Here is a 19710-nt window from a genome sequence, read left to right on the forward strand (position 1 = left end):
CAACCGCTAATAACAGTCTGCTTTTTGGGTTTGTTTTGGAGCTTTAATCACATCTATAAAGCGAGTCAGAAAGTTTCCATCAAAGGATTCGAAGATATGAAGCTAGATAAAGAAGTTCTCTCTAAAAATTAGATATTGCAACAAAACTAAAACTTAGAACCCCAATGATGACTATTGAAATTAAAGCGTTTAATGAGCTTACCTTAAACAGTTTATATGAAGTACTCCAATTGCGCGCTGAAGTATTTGTTGTAGAACAAAATTGCCCATATCAAGATGTTGACGGTAAAGATCAAAAGGCCATGCACATTCTAGGTTATCATAAGGAGCAACTGGTAGCCTATACACGGGTTTTTAAACCCGGATATTATTTTGATAACGCTAGCATAGGTCGCGTGGTTGTAAAAGAAAATGCGAGACAATACGGTTTTGGAAAAGATATTATGAAAGCTTCTATTGCCTTTATTGAAGATACCTTAGATCTGAGCACAATAGAATTGTCTGCACAGACCTATTTAAAGAAGTTTTACAACGACCTTGGATTTAAAGAAATTGGAGAAGGTTATCTAGAAGATGATATTCCGCATATACGTATGATAAAAAAGTAAACGACTAAGAGATATGATACCTTTTGGCGCCGCCAATAAAAAAAAGCCGCAATATGCGGCTTTTAATATGTTTATAACTGGATGTTTAAATCTTCACCGGAGTCATATCAAGATTGATACTATTCAAGGTATCATCAGTAAATTTATAATGACCTCTAGTGGTAAAGATTTTAAACTTAAAATTCTTCATCGAACTCAAAGTATCTAAAAATAACCATTTTGACTTCAGTAGTCTAGGTTTTTTAGATTTTAAACTTAGTTCAAAAATGTGCTTTTCGCCATCGCGTTCCGCTACAATATCTGGTGTGATTGATACTTCGCTTCCGCGTCTGATATACGATTTAGGAGACTCAAAACCGTCTGTATCGGCTTTGATATTTTCATATCCTCGGTCTTCTAAATAGCTTATCGCTGTTCCTAAAATTTCTGTGTTCTTATCGGTATCCTTATCTATAGTTATCATACATATAACATAAGAGATAGCGATTAAATTACTACTAATTTAAAGTTAAAGAACTGGTTATTAATGTTAAACCATTTCTTAAATGTAGTATTTTGTAGTAAAATAATAGTATATTAAAGACTTTTGGTTAATTAAGTATAACCCTGAAAATCTATCGGTTAAGAATTTTTGCATAGCGCTGTGGATCTTGGAGTACTTTTTTAGCCTCTTCAATTTCCTCATTGTGTGAAAGTTGATATTTATATAAACCTTCGCGATAAAAATACCGCTTTACAAGTTCGTCAATAATCAATTTAGAAATCTCACGTTCTTTTCTATTCAATTGCTCCTTTTTAGCAACATCAATGGTACGCATCAAGTTAGCGTACTCACTGCTGATATCATCCTGTAAATTATCTTTAGATGCGTCTAGGTAAACTTCTTCAAGATCTTTTTCAGTTTGGGTTTGATACTCAAAACCTTGCTTGTCTAAGTACGTTTTAAATGCCGTATAATCTGCATTGGTGAATTTAAAATCAGAGATGTCGTTATATTTATGTTTATAAAAATAATCAGTAGCAAAATCAAAGATCGCTTGATCGCGTAGTAGTGCTTCGGTGATCGCGCTCATTCCTGCTGATTCAATTTGAATATCGGGCAAAATTCCGCCGCCGTCATAGACCTTGCGACCGGTGCTTGTTTTGAATTCGTTGTAATCTTCGGCATTTGTGCGTATTGCATTACCGTTATCATCCCGATTCCAATAATCTAAAGCTTGAATACATCTACCACTTGGGGTGTAATATCTAGAGATGGTGATCTTCAATTGCGTGCCGTAAGTAAGCTCTTTAGGCCGCTGCACCAAACCTTTACCAAAACTACGTGCACCCACCACCACTGCTCTATCATAATCTTGTAATGAGCCTGATACGATCTCGCTCGCCGATGCACTGCGACCGTTGATCAAAACTGCTACCGGGATTTCCGTATCCAACGGCTCTTTTGGCGTATAGTATTCCTGATTGTATTTCTCAATAACCGATTTTGTGTTGGTGATCAATTTACCCTTCGGAAGAAATAAATTACTCACATTTATAGCTTCGGTTAAAAGTCCGCCGGGATTACCTCTCAAGTCTAAAATAAGTGAAGTTGCTCCTTGCTCTTTTAAATCTTTAATGGCTGCTGCAGTCTCTGACGAAGCTTTTTTATTGAATTTTGAAAGCACTACATACCCTATTTTTCCATCAATAAGCGTGTAATACGGCACCGCATTGATGTCAATTTCTTCTCTGGTCAGACTGGTGGTTTGAAGTTTACCTTGACGTTTGTACGTTATAGGAATACTCGTTCCCGGAGCACCTTGTAACAGATCACCGGCATCTTCTTCAAAGTCTGCGATGTTGATATCTCCTATTTTGATCAACTCATCTCCCGCTTGCAAACCGGCTTTATCAGCAGGATAATCTTTATAAGCTTCTAAAATTGTGATGGTTTTATTACGCGTTAATACCGAAGCGCCAATACCCGTATATTCTCCACTGTTACTTATACGCGCATCTTCAACCTCTTGTTCTGTCCAGTATTTAGTATAAGGATCCAGATCTGCCAGCATTCCTTCAATAGCGCTATCCATAAGCTCCGCCGGATTTACCTCATCTACATAATTCATATTGAGCTCTTTGAACAAAGTGGTAAAGATTTCTATCTGCTTGGCGATTTCAAAAAAGTCACTTTTAAAACTTACGGTTGTAAATAAAATGAGGACCGCTGTTACTGAGATGAGTATGCGCTTTTTCATAGAAATTATTTTTTAGGTATTGCTTTTAGAAAGATACTAAGAAAGCAAAGAAATTTAAAAACCGGCCTCTTGATCTGTTGTGGCTGTTTTAGCATTAAACTTTGCAATAAGCTTCAACATCGCTTTTTCTAATTCGGTATAAGAAGCTATTTCTTTGCCGGTATAGATAAACATAAACGCAAAAGTCTTGTCATTTGTTTGAAACTGCGTTTTGTTTTTTCGATAAACTTCGCGCATTAAGCGCTTTAACCTGTTGCGTGTTACCGCTTCTTTATGATTGCGTTTTGCTACAGAAACGCCAGCTTGTATTTGTACTTGTTCTTCTGGCAAAGCGGTTGGGACGTAAAATAATAACAACGGATAACTGTTTACCTTTTGACCTTCGGTAAACAATTTATCCAGTAGTTTTTTACGCTTTAAATGCTCCTTTTTAGGGAAAGTTTGATCCATAACTTTTTAATTTTCTAAAGAAGCTTGCATCACGTGCACACGTTCGAGATCATCAGTGGCTTGTAATAATTTGTTTTTAAGCACCTTGTTGAGGTCAGGATGTGCTTTTAAATAATTTTCTCTAATGGTATATGCTTCTGCTGAAGAATAACGCCCAATGGTAGCATTTAACCAATTCTTTGGAAAGAAAATATCTCCTGTCAGTTGTATTTCTTCGAGTAATTTTAAAGAGGTTTTAAGGTGTTTTAAACCACTTTCTTGTCTCAATGGATGGTTTATATAATTTAATGCTGAAAGTACCCAAGATTCTTTCTCTCTGTTTTTAGCATCACGCAAACTGTTTACAAAGCTAGCGCGGGTAGCTTCGTCTGAAGATAGTGCGGGTTGTAAAAACTCAAATCGGCGTTTTTTATCAGGATTGGTAATGGCGGCTGATGCTTCTTTGAGAATGGCATCAGTATGCTCGTGCCCAAATAATGCAAGTTGCATAGCGATGCCGGTATAATCGTCTTCGTTGAGTTTAAGGTTATTTATCTGTGTTTCCCTATTCCATATTGCATATAAGCGGTCTTTACCTGAAGGTGAATAGGCAATAGACTCAAAAAGCCCAAAAAGTGTTTTTTTAATATTCGCCGGAAGCGCTTGCTGCAACTGGTTATACACCAGATCTTCTAACTCTTTCTGATGCGATTCGCGTTGTATATCGGTGAGGTAGGTCCAGTATAAATTTTGCATCTGACTGCTGATTCGGTTTAAGATCAATGCGTTTTTTTCGTTTACCAAGCCTTTTTTATACAGTTCAAATACTGAAATGGGATTAAGACCTGCATTTAATAAATTCTCATGAACATTGATATAGCTGTATCCTCTGGCCACCTCATCTTGAACCTGCGGAAGACTTTGAAGCAAATCATCTTTCTGCGGAAAAATACCATAACCCATTCCGTCGTAATTGTAGATAATTTGTTGAGGTTTTGGCAAACCTTGAGCACCTTCTAGAAGTAAGCGTTTTTCTTTAAAAGCAGCTGTGAGTATGTGGGTAGAGTCGGCATATACAAGCCCAATTTTAAAGGTTTGCGGCCAAATTTTAGCACTTCCGTCTTCAGCACTTTGAATAAGTTGAAATTTTTCAATAGTATTCTGAGCATCATAGGTAATTTCTTCAGAAAACACAGGGCGACTGCTTTGATTAACCCAGACTTCACTCCATTTTTTGAGGTCTAAATTTGTTTTAGTATCTAAAATAGAAACCAGATCATCCCACACAGCATTATCATTAGCATAGGTCTTTATGTATTGTTGAATACCTTCTTTAAAAGCTTTTTTACCCGTAGCAAGCTCAAGCTGACGCATCATGATAGGCGCTTTGTGATAGATGATTCCGCCGTAAAGAGAACCGGCATTTTTTAAATTATCAAGCTCTTGACGTATGGGGTTAGCACCTTTTGTGCGGTCTTCACCATAAGCGCCGGGGTAATGACTCAATACAAATAACAAGTCGTGATTTACCTCAGGAAATGCCGGATTAACGATCTTATCTGCCATGAAATTGGCAAACACTTCTTTCATCCAAACATCATTAAACCAGTTCATCGTGACCAAATCGCCAAACCACATATGCGAGGTTTCATGCGCGATGAGTTTGGCTCTGCTTAACAACTGACTTTCGGTTGCGGTCTGATCTAAAAATAAAGTAGATTCCCGGTATTGAATAGCGCCCACGTGCTCCATTCCGCCATATTGAAAAATGGGAATCGCAGCAAAATCAAGCTTCTGAAACGGAAAAGAATATGCAGTATAGTCCTCTAAATAATCTACCGCGCCTTTATGCAATTCAAAAATTGGATCAAGACTGGATTGCACTTTTGCACTGTCTGTCTCGCGATAAAGTAACTTCATATCAAACCCTGAAAGATCTTTTGTTGCGGTTTTAAATTTTCCGGCCACAAAAGAGAATAAATAGGTACTCATCAAGTCTGAGGTGGCAAAGGTATGCGTGATGAAATTTCCATTTTTTGATTGCTCTTGCTCCGGTGCTCCGGCCAGAACTTCCCAATCTTGGGGTGCGGTGATGCTTAAATTATAAGTTGCCTTTAAATTAGGTTGATCAAAGCAAGGAAATAAGGTACTTGCCCTATCAGGAACCAAGAGCGTGTATAAAAAGTCTTCGTTTCTGTTAAGAGATTGCTCTCCGGCAGTAAATGCTATTTCAATATGATTTTTACCTTCTTTTAAATATTCTGAAGAAATGATCACATGCTCCTGCTCGTGAATAATCTCAATGACTTCGGTATTGGCTATGACTTTACTTACGTGACCTTTTTCCACATTAAAATCAAGATAAAGCGGTTGAGAACTATCGTGAATGGTAAGCGTAAGATCTAGAGAGGCGGGTATCGAATCTTCTAATTTTTCAGGGATAGAGAACTCTAGATCATAAACAATATCGCTGAGCTGTTGCTTTCTAAAATCGGCTAATTCTCTTGAAATTCCTGTACTGAGTAAATTATAATCTTCGGATGAAGGTTTACAAGAGAAAAGACTCAGTACCAAAATGGAGACAAATACGCGTGTGGTCATTAAAGGGTGCTTGATATTTGAAAGGTTAAATATCGGGAAAACGCTGCAATGCATGCCTATGCCCATAAAAAAAGCCGTTTTCAAAAGGTGAAAACGGCTTTAATTACTTCTTTTTTTGATATCACCAAAGGATATATGATCCTAAGGAATTAGGCTTCAAGACTTATTCAGTATCTTTAGACCAGCTGTTATTGCTTCTGTCTATGTCAGCCATTAGCTGTTGTGCGTCTATAGTCATCGCTTTAATTTCAGAAAGCGGTTTGTCTATCGTAAAGGTATACGTTGGGTATGCCCACGGCCAGTCTTCTAACTGCGTGCGTGGCATAGTAGGAAACGGATTTGCCTTGCTTGCGCGCATCATACGTAACGGAATGTAATAGGCTTCTGTAGCATCATCTGTTGTGTTGATATAGAAATCTACCGGCATTGGCATTAAGCCTTTACGCTCTAAAGTAACTTGAGTTTTTCCATCAACTTCTTCAACGTTTTTAATCGCGTAATCAATGGTGTTGGTAGTTTCGGTCCAGTCTACCAGATACCAGTCAAGCTGCATACCGCTTACTTTTTCTGCAACACGTTTAAAGTCGTTAGGCGTAGGATGTTTAAAATGCCATTCATCAAAATATTTTGTTAGGGTTTTTGCTAAATTCTCCTGACCAATGACATAACCTAATTGTGCTAAAAACACAGCACCTTTAGAATACGCCGAAGCACCATATGCAGCATTTAGTGCATAACGGTCTGCATAAGTGGTTTGCGGTTGTTCTATACCGCTGGTTGCCAATCTGAAGTAAGAAGAATAATTACCCGCTTGCGGATTTTCTTTCTTCTCTCCCATTACCACATTTTCTGCTTCGGTAGAGATATAGGTGGTAAAACCTTCATCCATCCACTCGTATTTTTGCTCATTGGTTGCCATTAAAAACTGAAACCAACTGTGAGCAAATTCGTGTGCGGTTACTCCTACTAAACTTCCAAAACTGCGTTCACCGGTAATTAAAGTACACATTGCATACTCCATACCACCATCACCACCTTGAATCACTGAGTACTGATCGTAAGGATATTGGCCTACGTGCTTGTTATAAAAGGCTAAAAGCTCTGCTGTTTTAGGCTGAAGATTTTTCCAGTTTTCAATGATTTCCTTGTTGTTTTTGTAAAAGAAATGCAAGATCGTACCGTCTTCTGCTGTGATTTTATCGTGAATGTAATCAGGATCAGCTGCCCAAGTAAAATCGTGTACGTTAGGCGCCACAAAATGCCAAGTGTATTTTCCTTTTGTTGGCTTTACAGGCTTTTGATCAGGTGCTCCGTATCCGTGGCCTATCTCAGGATTTTGTAGATATCCGGTACCACCAATGGTATAGTCTGCATCGATGCTGATTTTCACATCAAAGTCTCCCCAAACGCCATGAAATTCACGTGCGATGTACGGATCTGCGTGCCAACCCTGAAAATCGTATTCAGCTAATTTAGGATACCACTGTGTCATAGATAGTGCTACTCCTTCGGCATTATTGCGACCGCTTCTTCTGATCTGTACAGGTACTTGACCGTTAAAATCCATGTTGAAGGTGGTGCTTTCGCCCGGAGCGATAGGCTTTGCAAGACTTACTTCAAGTACAGTCCCAGCTACGTTGTACGTTAGTGCGGTTCCATCTTGAGTCAATGTACTCACTTTTAAGAAGCCGATCTCGTCCGGTTCTAATTTTGAAATGCGATCTACCACGCGACGATCAGGATCTTGAATGGTTAAAGAACGTACATCCATCTCGCTTCCCGGTTGAAAAGCATTAAAATAAAGATGATAAAAAACCTGATCTAGAGTATCAGGCGAATTATTAGTGTACACCAATTCTTGTTTACCGGTGTAATTGTAATCTTCAACATTCATATCAACCTCCATGGTATAATCAACATGTTGTTGCCAGTATGAAGTATTGTTTTGTGCTTGTGCAAAGCTAAAAAAGCCTAAGATTGAAAGACCTACTAGAGTTTTTAAGTTCATATTTTAGTTTAGTTTTTACGCAATAAACGATAAAAAATGCTCGAAACACTACATCCCTTGGTGGTGCCAATAATGGGTGTTTCGAGCAGTGTTATTTATTTACTTGATAATTCGGCCATTTTAAAGGCATTATACATATTAACCATTTTTCCTGATTTAGAAAGCTGAGAAAATGATTTTACGTTTTCTGGATCACCACCTGCAGAAACCTGAATGTTTGTGCTTACACCGGTTTGCAGGATGATCTGTTTGATTTGTGCTGCACTGAATTGTGGATAATAGGATCTCAACATTGCTGCAACTCCTGCAACTTCTGGAGAAGCCATTGAAGTTCCTTGCAAAAATTCATATTCATTACCCGGAACGGTTGAATAGATCTGAACTCCCGGAGCAAAAACATCAACGTTTGATTTACCGTAGTTTGAGAAACTAGCAACTAGTTTACCGCCGTAGGTTTCATTAAGCGCACCTACAGAAATTAAGTTATCTGCAAATTCAGTTTTGTTATCTAATTGATCATTAGGATAAACCGTGTCACCGGTATCTAAATCTATACCTTCATTACCTGCAGCGTTAACGATCAAAACATCCTTTTTTGCTGCGTATTTGATAGCGTCATAAACCCATTCAGGATTTGTGGCGAAGTATTTTCCAAAGCTGGTATTGATCACTTTTGCACCGTTATCTACAGCATAACGTATAGCAAGAGCAATATCTTTATCGCGCTCATCACCATCAGGAACCGCGCGTACTACCATAATTTTTACATTGTTAGCAACGCCATCCATACCAATACCATTATTACGTTCTGCAGCGATAATACCGGCTACGTGAGTACCATGTCTGGCAGCATCAGGATCAGGACCTATAACATTATTATTTCCGTAATCAGTGTCTTTAATGTCGTCTGGATCATCACCAACTACTGCTCTGTAATTACCCTCTAGATTGTAGTTATGATTAATTTGATTCGTCATACTTTCTAGCTGCTCGTTGATCATTACCAGAAATTCTGGAATAGAATCTTCATAATTAAGCATTTGAGTCAGGATAGCCTTATTGCGCTGATCCATTTCGGTGGTTGCTTCAAGAGCCTGAAGTTCTTCTGCAGTATAATCTTCTTTTCCTAATTTTTGAGAAACTGCAGTATGTGCGCTTTTTACCGCTGCAACGATCTGATCGTATTGCATTTTTTGCTGAATAAGTTCGTCTTTTTCAGTTTCTACTTGCTTTTTAGCTTCGGTATAAGTTTTAAAAAGTTCTTTTTGAGCAGCAGGAATTTGATCTAAAGTTTTACCCTTAAACTGTGCATCATATTTTTGAACTATACGGCTTTTTTCTAATTGCTCATTTACAACGTCGCCTAGAAAATTCCATCCATGTACATCATCGATGTAGCCATTTTTATCGTCGTCTATTCCGTTATTGGGAATTTCATCTTCATTGGTCCAGATCACCCCGTCAAGATCTTCGTGCTCAATGTCTACCCCGCTATCTATAACCGCCACGATTACTGAAGATCCGGTACCTTTAATGATCTCATCATAGGTTTTTGCTACGCTCATACCGGGAATGGTATCTGCCGTAATATCTTTTGTAGGCCAGGCTTTTTCTTGAGTTTCGTTAAGCTCAGAAACTTTTAAAGGAAGTTGGTCAACATTTTCAGCAGGAATGCTGATTAAAGGTGCTGTGGTGTCACAACTAGAAAGAAGCATTGCAACACCCAAGGCTGCAAGAACTGTTTTTTTCATATTTAGGAGTTATTTTATGTTTTGGCTTTATGCCTTTGTGATGAGGTATTGTGATTATATATTCTTTAAACCCTCAATTTTAAAGAATATCTGCAATATTAAATGTTTCATTTAAGCGAACCCCTTTTTCGGTGTGCTTTACCGTAATTACAGGATTATGGGCATCGTGTTGCAGCCATAAATAATAGTTTTGATCTGCCGCTTCATTGAGAAATTTTTCTTTTTCGCTAAGCGTTAACAGCGGTCGGGTATCAAATCCCATAACATACGGTAAAGGTAAATGACCGGCTGTAGGCAATAGATCTGCTGCAAAAACAATGGTTTTTCCTTTATACGAAATATGCGGAATCATTTGCTTATCGGTATGACCATCAACAAATAAGATACCAAAGTCAAGCGCTGTGGTTTTAGCAAAAGCTGAATCAGATCTTTCAACAAATTTTAATTGACCACTTTCTTCAATGGGTAAAATGTTTTCTTTTAGAAAAGAAGCTTTTTCTCTGGCGTTGGGTTGTGTGGCCCATTCCCAATGTGCTTTGTTGCTCCAGTAAGTAGCATTTTTAAAGACAGGAATTGGTGTTTTACCATCTTCTGCCCATTTGATACAGCCACCGCTATGGTCAAAATGCAAATGCGTCAGGAAAACATCGGTCACATCATCAGGATGAAAACCCTTTTGTATAAGTGAATTTTCAAGTGTTGCTCCTCCCCAAGGATGATAATAGCTGAAGAATTTTTCACTTTGTTTATCGCCCATTCCTGTATCTATCAAAATCAGGCGATCGCCTTCTTCAATAAGCATACAGCGTGCACCAATATCAATCATGTTGTTGCTGTCTGCCGGATTTGTGCGCGTCCATAAGGTTTTAGGAACCACACCAAACATAGCGCCGCCATCGAGTTTAAAACTGCCGGCATCTATTGCGTGTATCGTCATAAATTTTAAATCTTGAACGTTTTAAATTAATCGTATTCTATTTTAGAATACTAAGTTATTCAGGCGGTTAATAGGTTGCATCAGGATTAAAACAGAAGATAAATTCCTGAACGTGTATATGTATTTCCGCCAAAATAATTGATCTCTTGATTATCAAGTAAAGTCTTGCAAAATACTAAAACCACGTTAAATCAAATTTTTTGCCCCGAGTAATTAAGCTATATTTAACAAAGAATCGCTTTTGACGGCTTTAGTATCATACAATAAAGCCGTATCATAGCAAAAAATTGAATACATGTTAGAATTGGGAGGAATCATCATTCTAGGTATCTTGGCGCAATGGGTCGCCTGGAAATTTAAGATACCGGCAATCTTACCCTTAATATTGATCGGGCTTTTTGTAGGGCCTATTTCAACCTTATTTACTTACGACGGCTCTAAATGGATCGAACCTATTTGGGACGGGGAAGTAGGTATTTTTCCCGGAGAGCGACTCTTTAATTTTGTGTCGCTTGCCATTGGGATCATTCTGTTTGAAGGCGGACTTACCTTACGCTTTAGCGAGATAAAAAATGTAGGACCGGTGATTACAAAACTGATCATCATTGGTTCGCTGGTAACCTTTTTTGGTGCCGGTGCAGCTGCCTATTATATTTTTGATTTAGGCTTACGCATCTCGTTTTTGTTTGCTGCTTTGATCATTGTAACAGGACCTACCGTGATCACACCCATCTTGCGTAATATTCCGTTGAAGAAAGACATTTCAACTATTTTAAAGTGGGAAGGGATACTTATCGACCCTATTGGAGCTTTGGTAGCCGTATTGGTTTTTGAATTTATTAGCGTGGGTGCCGGAAGCGAGTTTACGCTGACTGCGCTTGAAGAATTTGGTAAAATTGTGCTCTTTGGGTTTACCTTCGGTTTTACGTTTGCACACGCATTAGCTTTATGTATCAAGCGTAATATCATTCCGCATTATTTATTGAATGTGTTTACACTCGCTTGCGTTTTGGGTGTGTTTGTACTTTCAGATCTATTTGCACACGAGAGCGGATTACTTTCTGTGGTAGTGATGGGTATGGTGATGGGAAATATGAAATTACCAAACATCAAAGAGCTTCTTTATTTCAAAGAATCGCTTAGTGTGCTTTTAATTTCGTTGCTGTTTATTCTGCTTTCTGCAAACATTGAAATGCAGGATCTATACCTAATTTATACCTGGAAAGCGGTGTTGCTTTTTGCTGTTGTGGTTTTTGTATTAAGACCTCTAGGTGTTTTTCTAAGTGCTAAAGGTTCAGGCTTAAAATTCAATGAAAAACTCTTTGTAAGCTGGGTGGGACCACGTGGTATTGTGGCCGCAGGTATTGCTTCGCTTTTTGGACTTCAGCTGGTAAGTGAAGGCGTTGAAGGTGCAGAATATATTACTCCTTTGGTATTTATGATCGTGCTTGGTACCGTGTTGCTAAATGCAACTACCGCACGTCTTTTTGCCAAAATCGTGGGTGTTTTCCTAACGGAATCAAAAGGTATTGTGATTATAGGAGCTTCTAAAGCTTCTCGTATCATTGGTGAATACTTGATGCAAAACGGGCGTCACGTCGTACTTGTTGACAGCAACAGTTATAATATTGAAAAAGCTAAAGAACGCGGTCTTGAAGCTATTGAAGAAAGTATTTATTCAGACAGTTTGATGAATAATATAGAACTGAATGATGTAGGATACCTTATGGCTTTAACCGGTAACGGAGACATCAATGATTATGCTATAAACCGTTTTAGAGATATTTTTGGAGAAAACGGAGCATTTAGACTCATCACTCCCGATGAGATGAGAAGTTCGCAGTCTTCTCCTCACGAAGGACTCTTCTCTCCTACCGATGATTTCATTCGCCTTACAGAAGTTGCGCGTGCACATCCTACCATTCAGGAGATTGATATTGATTCAAAAGAAGCTTTTATAAAACTGGTAAAAAGCACCCGTGAAGATGAGAACGTTGTGCCTATTTTCTTGAAGAAAGAATCTGGCGAACTCGAGATCTTAAAGTCCAATCTCGATGAGGTAGAAGTAGAGAATTTTGCAAATACTAAACTTGTGTATTTAGGAAAACCTTTTGATCCTGAAGAGGTTGCTACAGCAAAAAAAGAGGTTGAAGAACCTGAATCTGATGATTTATAAAACCACGCTTTAAGCTTTAAAAAAGGGATTCATTAACGAATCCCTTTTTTTGTGCAAATAACAGATTTTAAGCGTATTAAAATTTTATTAATAATTCAGTTTTAAGAATTTGATACGTGATTGTTGAGTAACTTTCTACAAAACAAGCTTATGAATAATAGACGCAGCTTTCTAAAAAACACGGGTCTTGCTCTTGCCGCGAGCACTTTACCACTACCCTATTTTGCTCACGCTAAACCTCAAAAGAAACTAGGAGTGGCGCTCTTGGGTTTAGGGGGTTATGCTACAAACAATCTGGCGCCTGCACTTATGCAAACCAAGCATATTGAATTACGAGGAATCGTAACCGGAAGTCCTGAGAAAATACCGGTGTGGCAAGAGAAACACGGGATCAAAGATCAAAACGTCTACAGCTATGAAACACTACCTGAAATTGCCGATAATGACGACATAGATGTGGTGTACATTGTTACTCCTACTTTTTTGCATAAAAAATATGCAGTGATGGCTGCAAATGCGGGTAAGCACGTATTTTGTGAAAAACCAATGGCGATGACTGTAAGTGAGTGTCAAGAAATCATAGACGCTTGTGAGAAGAATAATGTGCGCTTGGCGATAGGTTATCGTATGCAACATGAAAAAAACACCCAAACCATAATCAATTGGACAAAAACCAATCCGTATGGGGCGTTACAGCGCGTTCATACCGAAGCAGGTTTTAGAATTGGTAGCTCTGGCGGTTGGCGTTTAAACGGAGCCAAAGGAGGCGGCGCTATCTATGATATGGGTGTTTATCCTATCAACGCCATGCGATACGCTACGGGATTAGAGCCTATTGCGCTCACTGCCTCACACGAGACACAAAGACCCGATTTATTTCTAAACGGAGCTCCGGAAATCACTTATTTTGATCTTGAATTTCCTAACGGAATTACAGCAAAAGGCCGCGTGACGTATGCAGATAATGTCAACTTTCTCAAAGTAGATTGCGCAGATGGAAATTATGAGTTGGCTCCTTTTCAAAGCTATAATGGCGTAAGCGGAAGCACCAGCGATGGAAAATATTTAAAGCCTTGTGATTGCAATCAACAAGCAATCCAGATGGATGATGATGCGCTTGCGATACTGAACGACAAGCCAATGATCGCTCCGGGTATTGAAGGTTTACGCGATATACAAATTGTTGAAGCTGCTTTGGCCTCAGGCAGAAATGATGGTGAAAGAATAGTTTTAAAACAGTATTAAACAAAAAACCTCGTAGTAGCTACGAGGTTTTTTGATACGTTATTTTTTCTCTTTGGAAGTAAAATAATCGGAGATTACCATCAGGATTCCGGCGACAGCGCCTAGGGCTAGCAACCACACCATAAATTGATTTTGTGTGGCGTTTGTATATTGACTGATCATTCCGCAGATGATGATCAAAGCTAAACCTATAAACTGTATGCGTTTCATCTAGTCGTTAAGTTTCAGTACCGCCATAAATGCTTCCTGAGGAATTTCAACATTACCTACCTGACGCATACGCTTTTTACCTTTTTTCTGTTTTTCAAGAAGTTTTCGCTTACGCGAAATATCTCCACCATAACATTTTGCAGTAACGTCTTTACGAAGCGCTTTTACGGTCTCTCTGGCGATGATCTTCGCACCAATCGCAGCCTGAATAGGAATATCAAATTGCTGACGCGGAATAAGCTCTTTGAGCTTCTCACACATCTTTTTACCTATATCATAAGCATTGTCTTTATGCAGCAAAGCAGAAAGTGCATCTACGGTATTTCCGTTTAATAAAACATCTACTTTAACCAGATGTGAAGCACGCATTCCTATAGGTGCATAATCAAAGGAAGCATAGCCTTTAGAAACCGTTTTAAGACGGTCGTAGAAGTCAAAAACGATCTCTGCAAGCGGCATATCAAAACTCAACTCCACACGCTCAGGCGTTAAATAGGTTTGGTTAGTAATTTGACCGCGTTTTTCGATACACAATGACATTACCGGTCCTACAAAATCAGCTTTAGTAATGATCGAAGCTTTAATAAATGGTTCTTCAACACGATCCATTCCCGCAGGATCAGGAAGGTCTGAAGGATTGTTAACCAGTATAGCTGTTTCTTTATCTTTAATCGTATATGCCAAGTAAGAAACGTTAGGAACCGTTGTGATTACGGTCATATCAAACTCACGCTCTAAACGTTCCTGAATGATCTCTAAGTGCAACATTCCTAAGAAACCACATCGAAAACCAAAACCTAAAGCGGCAGAACTTTCCGGCTGAAAAACAAGAGAAGCATCATTAAGCTGAAGTTTTTCCATAGAAGAACGAAGATCTTCATAATCTTCGGTATCTACAGGATAAATTCCTGCAAAAACCATAGGTTTTACATCCTCAAATCCTGAGATCATATTGGTTGTAGGGCTCTTCGCATCTGTGATAGTATCACCAACTTTTACTTCTTTGGCCTCTTTGATGCCGGTAATTAAATAACCTACATCACCGGTTTTGATAACTTTTTTAGGAGATTGTTTGAGGTTTAGTGTCCCTACTTCATCTGCGTGATAATCCTTTCCGGTCGCCATAAATTTAATATGCTGACCTTTTGTGATCTCACCGTTAATAACTCTAAAATAGGTCTCAACTCCTCTAAACGGGTTGTAAACCGAATCAAAAATAAGAGCTTGTAGCGGCTCATCAGGATTTCCTTTCGGCGCCGGAATACGCGTAATGATCGCATCAAGAATTTCTTGAATTCCTATACCAGTTTTTGCACTGGCTGGAATTACATCTGCTGCATCGCAACCTAAAAGATCAACAATATCGTCTGTAACTTCCTCAGGGTTTGCACTGGGTAGATCTACTTTATTCAATACCGGAATGATCTCAAGATCATTTTCTAAAGCCAAATACAGGTTAGAAATGGTTTGCGCTTGAATACTTTGAGCAGCATCAACCACAAGTAAGGCTCCTTCACAAGCAGCAATACTACGCGAAACCTCATAAGAGAAATCTACGTGACCCGGAGTGTCGATTAGATTTAAAATAAATGGCTCTCCATTGTGTATATAATTCATCTGTATCGCGTGCGATTTAATGGTAATACCACGCTCGCGCTCCAGATCCATATTATCTAAAAGTTGCTCTTGTTTTTCACGTTCGGTTACCGAACCGGTAAAATCAAGTAAGCGGTCTGCCAGCGTACTTTTTCCGTGATCAATGTGAGCGATAATGCAAAAATTGCGAATGTTCTTCATAAACGTACTTCATCAATGTTCGCAGTAAGCGAACTTTAGCCTGCAAATATACAGTTTAGGTTATGCATTTTCTAATAAATAAATTTTAGTTCAAACAATAGGCTTTCAACAGAAATTCTTTTCTTTTAAATTTATTTTAACAAAGATTTTACATTAGTTTTGAGCATATATGAAGCACCCGATATTACTCTCCGTTTTATTATTCTCATTTGTATCTGTTGCTCAGACCGGAAGTATAACCGGTAAAATTGTTGACACCAATAAACAAGAGGTGTCTTATGCTAACGTCTTGTTGCTTAAAGCAGCAGATTCTTCGTTTGTAAAAGGAGCGGTGAGTGAAGAAAATGGTGCAATTCTTTTTGCTGAAATACCTTCCGGAAGGTATTTGATTAAAGCCAGTTTTGTTGGTTTTAAAGATGGTTACAGCAGTCCGTTTGAGCTGAAAGATGAAATTCGTATCTCAGATTTAATACTTCAGGAAAACTCTGAAGCTTTAGAGGCTGTCACGGTTAACTATAGAAAACCTACCATCGTACGCGGGATAGACCGAATGGTTTTTAATGTGGAGAATACAGCCATTTCTTCAGGTACCACGTATGATATTTTACAGCGAACTCCGGGGGTGGTTGTCAATCAGGGGCAACTCTTGGTAAAAAATAGACCTGCGCAGGTTTACATCAATGATCGTAAGGTGTATTTGACTAATGAAGAATTGCAGCAATTACTAGAAGGTTTTGCCGGAGTTAACATAAAATCAGTTGAAGTGATTACCAATCCACCGGCGAGGTATGATGCTGAAGGTGGCGCGATTTTAAATATTGTAACCTCAAAAAATCTTTCCATAGGATATAAAGGAAGTATCAACGCTTCAAATACGGTTGGGATCAAACCCAAATACAATGCAGGAACCAGCCAATATTATAAAACCGATTGGTTAAATGCATTTGCGAGTTATAATTTCAATTCCCGATTTGATGTTAAAACCGATGAAGGGTTTGTTCAATTTTATAATCCTAATGGAAGCGAAAAAGCAACTTGGGAAGATTTATTCCAGCGAGAAACCCGAACCATTTCGCACAGTTTAAATACCATTTTAGATTTCACATTAAGTGAGACAGAACTGCTGAGTTTTACGGCTAATATTCTGCATACGCCAAAAGCCAATTCAGACATCAGCGGAAGAACGGAAACCTATAATCCGCAAGGTCAATTAGATTCTCTTTATACCACGCAAAGCCGATTAGAAAACCAGCGTGACAATTTGCTTTTCAATTTAAATTATGAGAACCAGTTGGGCGAAAATGGAGCAACGCTTTCGGCCAACGCTAATTATATAGATTATACAGACGATCAAATGCAAGCCGTGGCTACGCGTTACGTTTCGGCTCAAGGCAATCTTTTAAATTCTAATGCATTCAACACCATCCCAACTCAAAAATCCCAGATTTATACGGGGCAATTAGATTATTTAGGTAATTTGGGAAGCTGGGCATTTGAGGCCGGAGCAAAATATTCTGGGATCAATTCTGAAAGTAGACAGGAGTTCTTCAATACTGCAGGAAATGTAAGCGATGCTGATGCGATCTTAAATGACCATTTTGATTATACCGAAGCTATTTATGCATCATATTTCAGCTTTGCTAAGGATTGGGAAAAATGGAGTTTTAAAGCCGGTCTGCGTGGAGAATACACAGATGCTAATGGGAACTCGAGAACCTTAGGCGTTGTGAATACGCAGGAATATTTAGAGTTGTTTCCTACGGTTTACTTGATGCATAATCCTTTTGATAATCATTCTTTTGGCATAGACTACAGCAGAAGAATTGATCGTCCTCGTTTTCAAAGTTTAAATCCGTTTCGCTATTTTTTAAATGAAAACAACTTTCAAGAAGGAAACCCCAATATTCAACCGGCAATTGCAAACAGGGTTAATTTTAATTACACGTATAAAAACAAGTTGAGTTTTGACCTTTATTGGGATCGTATAGACAATGCGATGAATAGATTACCCTTTCAGGATAATGAAAATTTAACCTTGAGAAGTGTAAATACCAATCTCAATTATGAGCAACAATACAGTCTGGACGTTAGCTATTCAGAATTTGTAAATAATTGGATGTGGATGAGTATCTATGCATCCTTCTTTAATATGCAAAACAAGTTTACCAGTCTAGATGGAAATCAAAGTAAAATTGAAAATGAGATAAATGGATTTTTCTTTCAAAGCGTAAACTATCTTATTATCAATTCTACCCTTAATGTGACTATTTCAAATAATTTTACCTCAAATTATCTTGTGGGCTCTTATGAATATGATCGTCCTCAATACCGTCTTAATGTCGATATTCAAAAGCGTTTTTTAGATGGGCGCTTGATACTTAATTTAAGTTCTGAAGATGTTTTTAATACGATGAAAACACCCCTTAAGTCGCGTTATTTAAATCAAAACAACACCTTCTTTGCAATGCCGGAGTTCCAAAAGATTCGTGTAGGATTGCGGTATAACTTCGGAAACTTTAAGCTAAGTGATAATAACAGAGAAACTTCAGTTGATGAAGAATCCAGATTACAAGAACTCGGTGCTAACTAACGGCATACTACTTAATAAAACATTCCTTAATTTTGCTCCAGAAAGTCTTGGACAAACCTGACTGAAATTTTTTAGGTATTCCAAGAATTTATTTTAAAAAGTATTGCTTTGGCTAAAATAGGAGATATAGATGTAGGAGACTTCCCGTTGCTTTTAGCACCTATGGAAGATGTGAGTGACCCACCTTTTCGCGCACTGTGCAAAGAGCAAGGGGCAGATGTGGTATATACCGAGTTCATCTCGAGTGAAGGCCTCATTCGTGACGCTGCAAAAAGTGTTATGAAGCTTGATATTTATGAGAAAGAACGTCCCGTAGGTATTCAGATTTTCGGAGCCAATCTGGAGTCGATGCTTCAAAGTGTTGAAATTGTTGAAGCTTCAAAGCCAGATATTATTGATATTAACTTTGGCTGCCCGGTAAAGAAAGTAGTTTCTAAAGGTGCCGGCGCCGGAATTTTAAAAGACATTGATCTGATGGTTTCGCTTACGGAAGCCATGGTTAAACATACTAATTTACCAATTACCGTAAAAACCCGTTTGGGTTGGGATCACGACTCGATCAAAATCGTTGAGGTTGCAGAGCGTTTACAAGATGTAGGCTGTAAGGCGATTGCTATTCACGGTAGAACGCGCGCACAGATGTATAAAGGTAATGCCGATTGGAAACCTATTGCTGAGGTAAAAAACAATCAGCGTATGCATATTCCTGTTTTTGGAAACGGTGATGTTGACACTCCCGAGCGTGCTGTAGAAATGCGAGATCAATATGGACTTGACGGTGCGATGATAGGTAGGGCGAGTATTGGGTATCCTTGGTTTTTTAGAGAGGTAAAGCATTTTTTCAACACCGGTGAGCATATGGCACCACCAACAATGCAAGAGCGTGTTGATGCTGCTCGCAGACATTTACAAATGTCTATAGATTGGAAGGGGAAAAAACTTGGCGTATTTGAGACGCGCCGTCACTACACCAATTACTTTAAAGGAATTCCCGGTTTTAAGCCTTATCGTATGAAAATGGTTACCAGCGATGCACCGGAGGATGTTTTTGCTGCTTTTGATGAGGTTGAAGAACTGTTTGCTGATTATGATTTTGCACAACAAACCTACTAGAGCAG

General features: G+C 38.6%; 14 protein-coding genes. 5 read left to right on the forward strand and 9 right to left on the reverse strand.

Translation table 11 applies throughout. The annotated features are described in order from the left end of the window. Positions 1–167: 167 nt before the first annotated feature. Positions 168–608: a GNAT family N-acetyltransferase gene (locus tag LDL79_RS07190; RefSeq protein WP_225599942.1), complete on the forward strand. Its 441-nt coding sequence runs from the start codon at positions 168–170 to the stop codon at positions 606–608. Positions 609–693: 85 nt separating this feature from the next. Here LDL79_RS07190 and LDL79_RS07195 read toward each other — a convergent pair whose 3' ends face one another. The 7 genes from LDL79_RS07195 to LDL79_RS07225 all read right to left on the reverse strand — a co-directional run bounded on the left by LDL79_RS07195 (position 694) and on the right by LDL79_RS07225 (position 10574). Further along, positions 694–1071, reverse strand: coding sequence for a hypothetical protein (locus LDL79_RS07195; protein ID WP_072980949.1), 378 nt, complete (start codon positions 1069–1071; stop codon positions 694–696). 151 nt (positions 1072–1222) lie between these two features. Next, the gene (locus LDL79_RS07200) at positions 1223–2848 is read right to left on the reverse strand and encodes a S41 family peptidase (protein WP_225599726.1); all 1626 of its coding nucleotides are present in this window, start codon (positions 2846–2848) and stop codon (positions 1223–1225) included. A 54-nt stretch (positions 2849–2902) separates the two neighbouring features. Then, complete coding sequence (gene rnpA / locus LDL79_RS07205) at positions 2903–3298, reverse strand: ribonuclease P protein component (protein ID WP_225599727.1); 396 nt, start codon at positions 3296–3298, stop codon at positions 2903–2905. A gap of 6 nt (positions 3299–3304) precedes the next feature. Further along, positions 3305–5878, reverse strand: coding sequence for a M1 family metallopeptidase (locus LDL79_RS07210; RefSeq protein ID WP_167598422.1), 2574 nt, complete (start codon positions 5876–5878; stop codon positions 3305–3307). A 163-nt stretch (positions 5879–6041) separates the two neighbouring features. Further along, a complete protein-coding gene (locus LDL79_RS07215; RefSeq protein WP_225599728.1) occupies positions 6042–7886 on the reverse strand; it encodes a M1 family metallopeptidase in 1845 nt (614 codons plus the stop codon). 95 nt (positions 7887–7981) lie between these two features. Next, entirely contained in the window at positions 7982–9637 is a 1656-nt protein-coding gene (locus LDL79_RS07220) for a S8 family peptidase (RefSeq protein WP_225599729.1), read from the reverse strand. A gap of 79 nt (positions 9638–9716) precedes the next feature. Then, the gene (locus tag LDL79_RS07225; protein WP_225599730.1) at positions 9717–10574 is read right to left on the reverse strand and encodes an MBL fold metallo-hydrolase; all 858 of its coding nucleotides are present in this window, start codon (positions 10572–10574) and stop codon (positions 9717–9719) included. Between the two features lie 295 nt (positions 10575–10869). Between LDL79_RS07225 and LDL79_RS07230 the strand changes: the two genes are divergently transcribed. Both LDL79_RS07230 and LDL79_RS07235 read left to right on the forward strand, forming a co-directional pair. Continuing rightward, positions 10870–12750 carry a cation:proton antiporter gene (locus LDL79_RS07230; protein WP_225599731.1) on the forward strand — a complete coding sequence of 627 codons (1881 nt, stop codon included), beginning with the start codon at positions 10870–10872 and terminating at the stop codon, positions 12748–12750. A gap of 150 nt (positions 12751–12900) precedes the next feature. Next, positions 12901–13995, forward strand: a complete 1095-nt coding sequence (locus tag LDL79_RS07235; protein ID WP_225599732.1) for a Gfo/Idh/MocA family protein — start codon at positions 12901–12903, stop codon at positions 13993–13995. 39 nt (positions 13996–14034) lie between these two features. Here the strand turns inward: LDL79_RS07235 and LDL79_RS07240 are convergent, their stop codons facing one another. Both LDL79_RS07240 and lepA read right to left on the reverse strand, forming a co-directional pair. Next, a complete protein-coding gene (locus tag LDL79_RS07240; protein ID WP_009782032.1) occupies positions 14035–14205 on the reverse strand; it encodes a hypothetical protein in 171 nt (56 codons plus the stop codon). Then, the gene (lepA, locus tag LDL79_RS07245) at positions 14206–16002 is read right to left on the reverse strand and encodes a translation elongation factor 4 (RefSeq protein WP_225599733.1); all 1797 of its coding nucleotides are present in this window, start codon (positions 16000–16002) and stop codon (positions 14206–14208) included. A 169-nt stretch (positions 16003–16171) separates the two neighbouring features. Between lepA and LDL79_RS07250 the strand changes: the two genes are divergently transcribed. Continuing rightward, entirely contained in the window at positions 16172–18592 is a 2421-nt protein-coding gene (locus tag LDL79_RS07250) for an outer membrane beta-barrel family protein (protein WP_225599734.1), read from the forward strand. A 108-nt stretch (positions 18593–18700) separates the two neighbouring features. Then, entirely contained in the window at positions 18701–19705 is a 1005-nt protein-coding gene (dusB, locus tag LDL79_RS07255; protein ID WP_225599735.1) for a tRNA dihydrouridine synthase DusB, read from the forward strand. The last annotated feature ends 5 nt before the right edge of the window (positions 19706–19710 follow it).

Origin of the sequence: Leeuwenhoekiella palythoae (assembly GCF_020310025.1) — a bacterium.
Lineage (GTDB): Bacteria > Bacteroidota > Bacteroidia > Flavobacteriales > Flavobacteriaceae > Leeuwenhoekiella > Leeuwenhoekiella palythoae.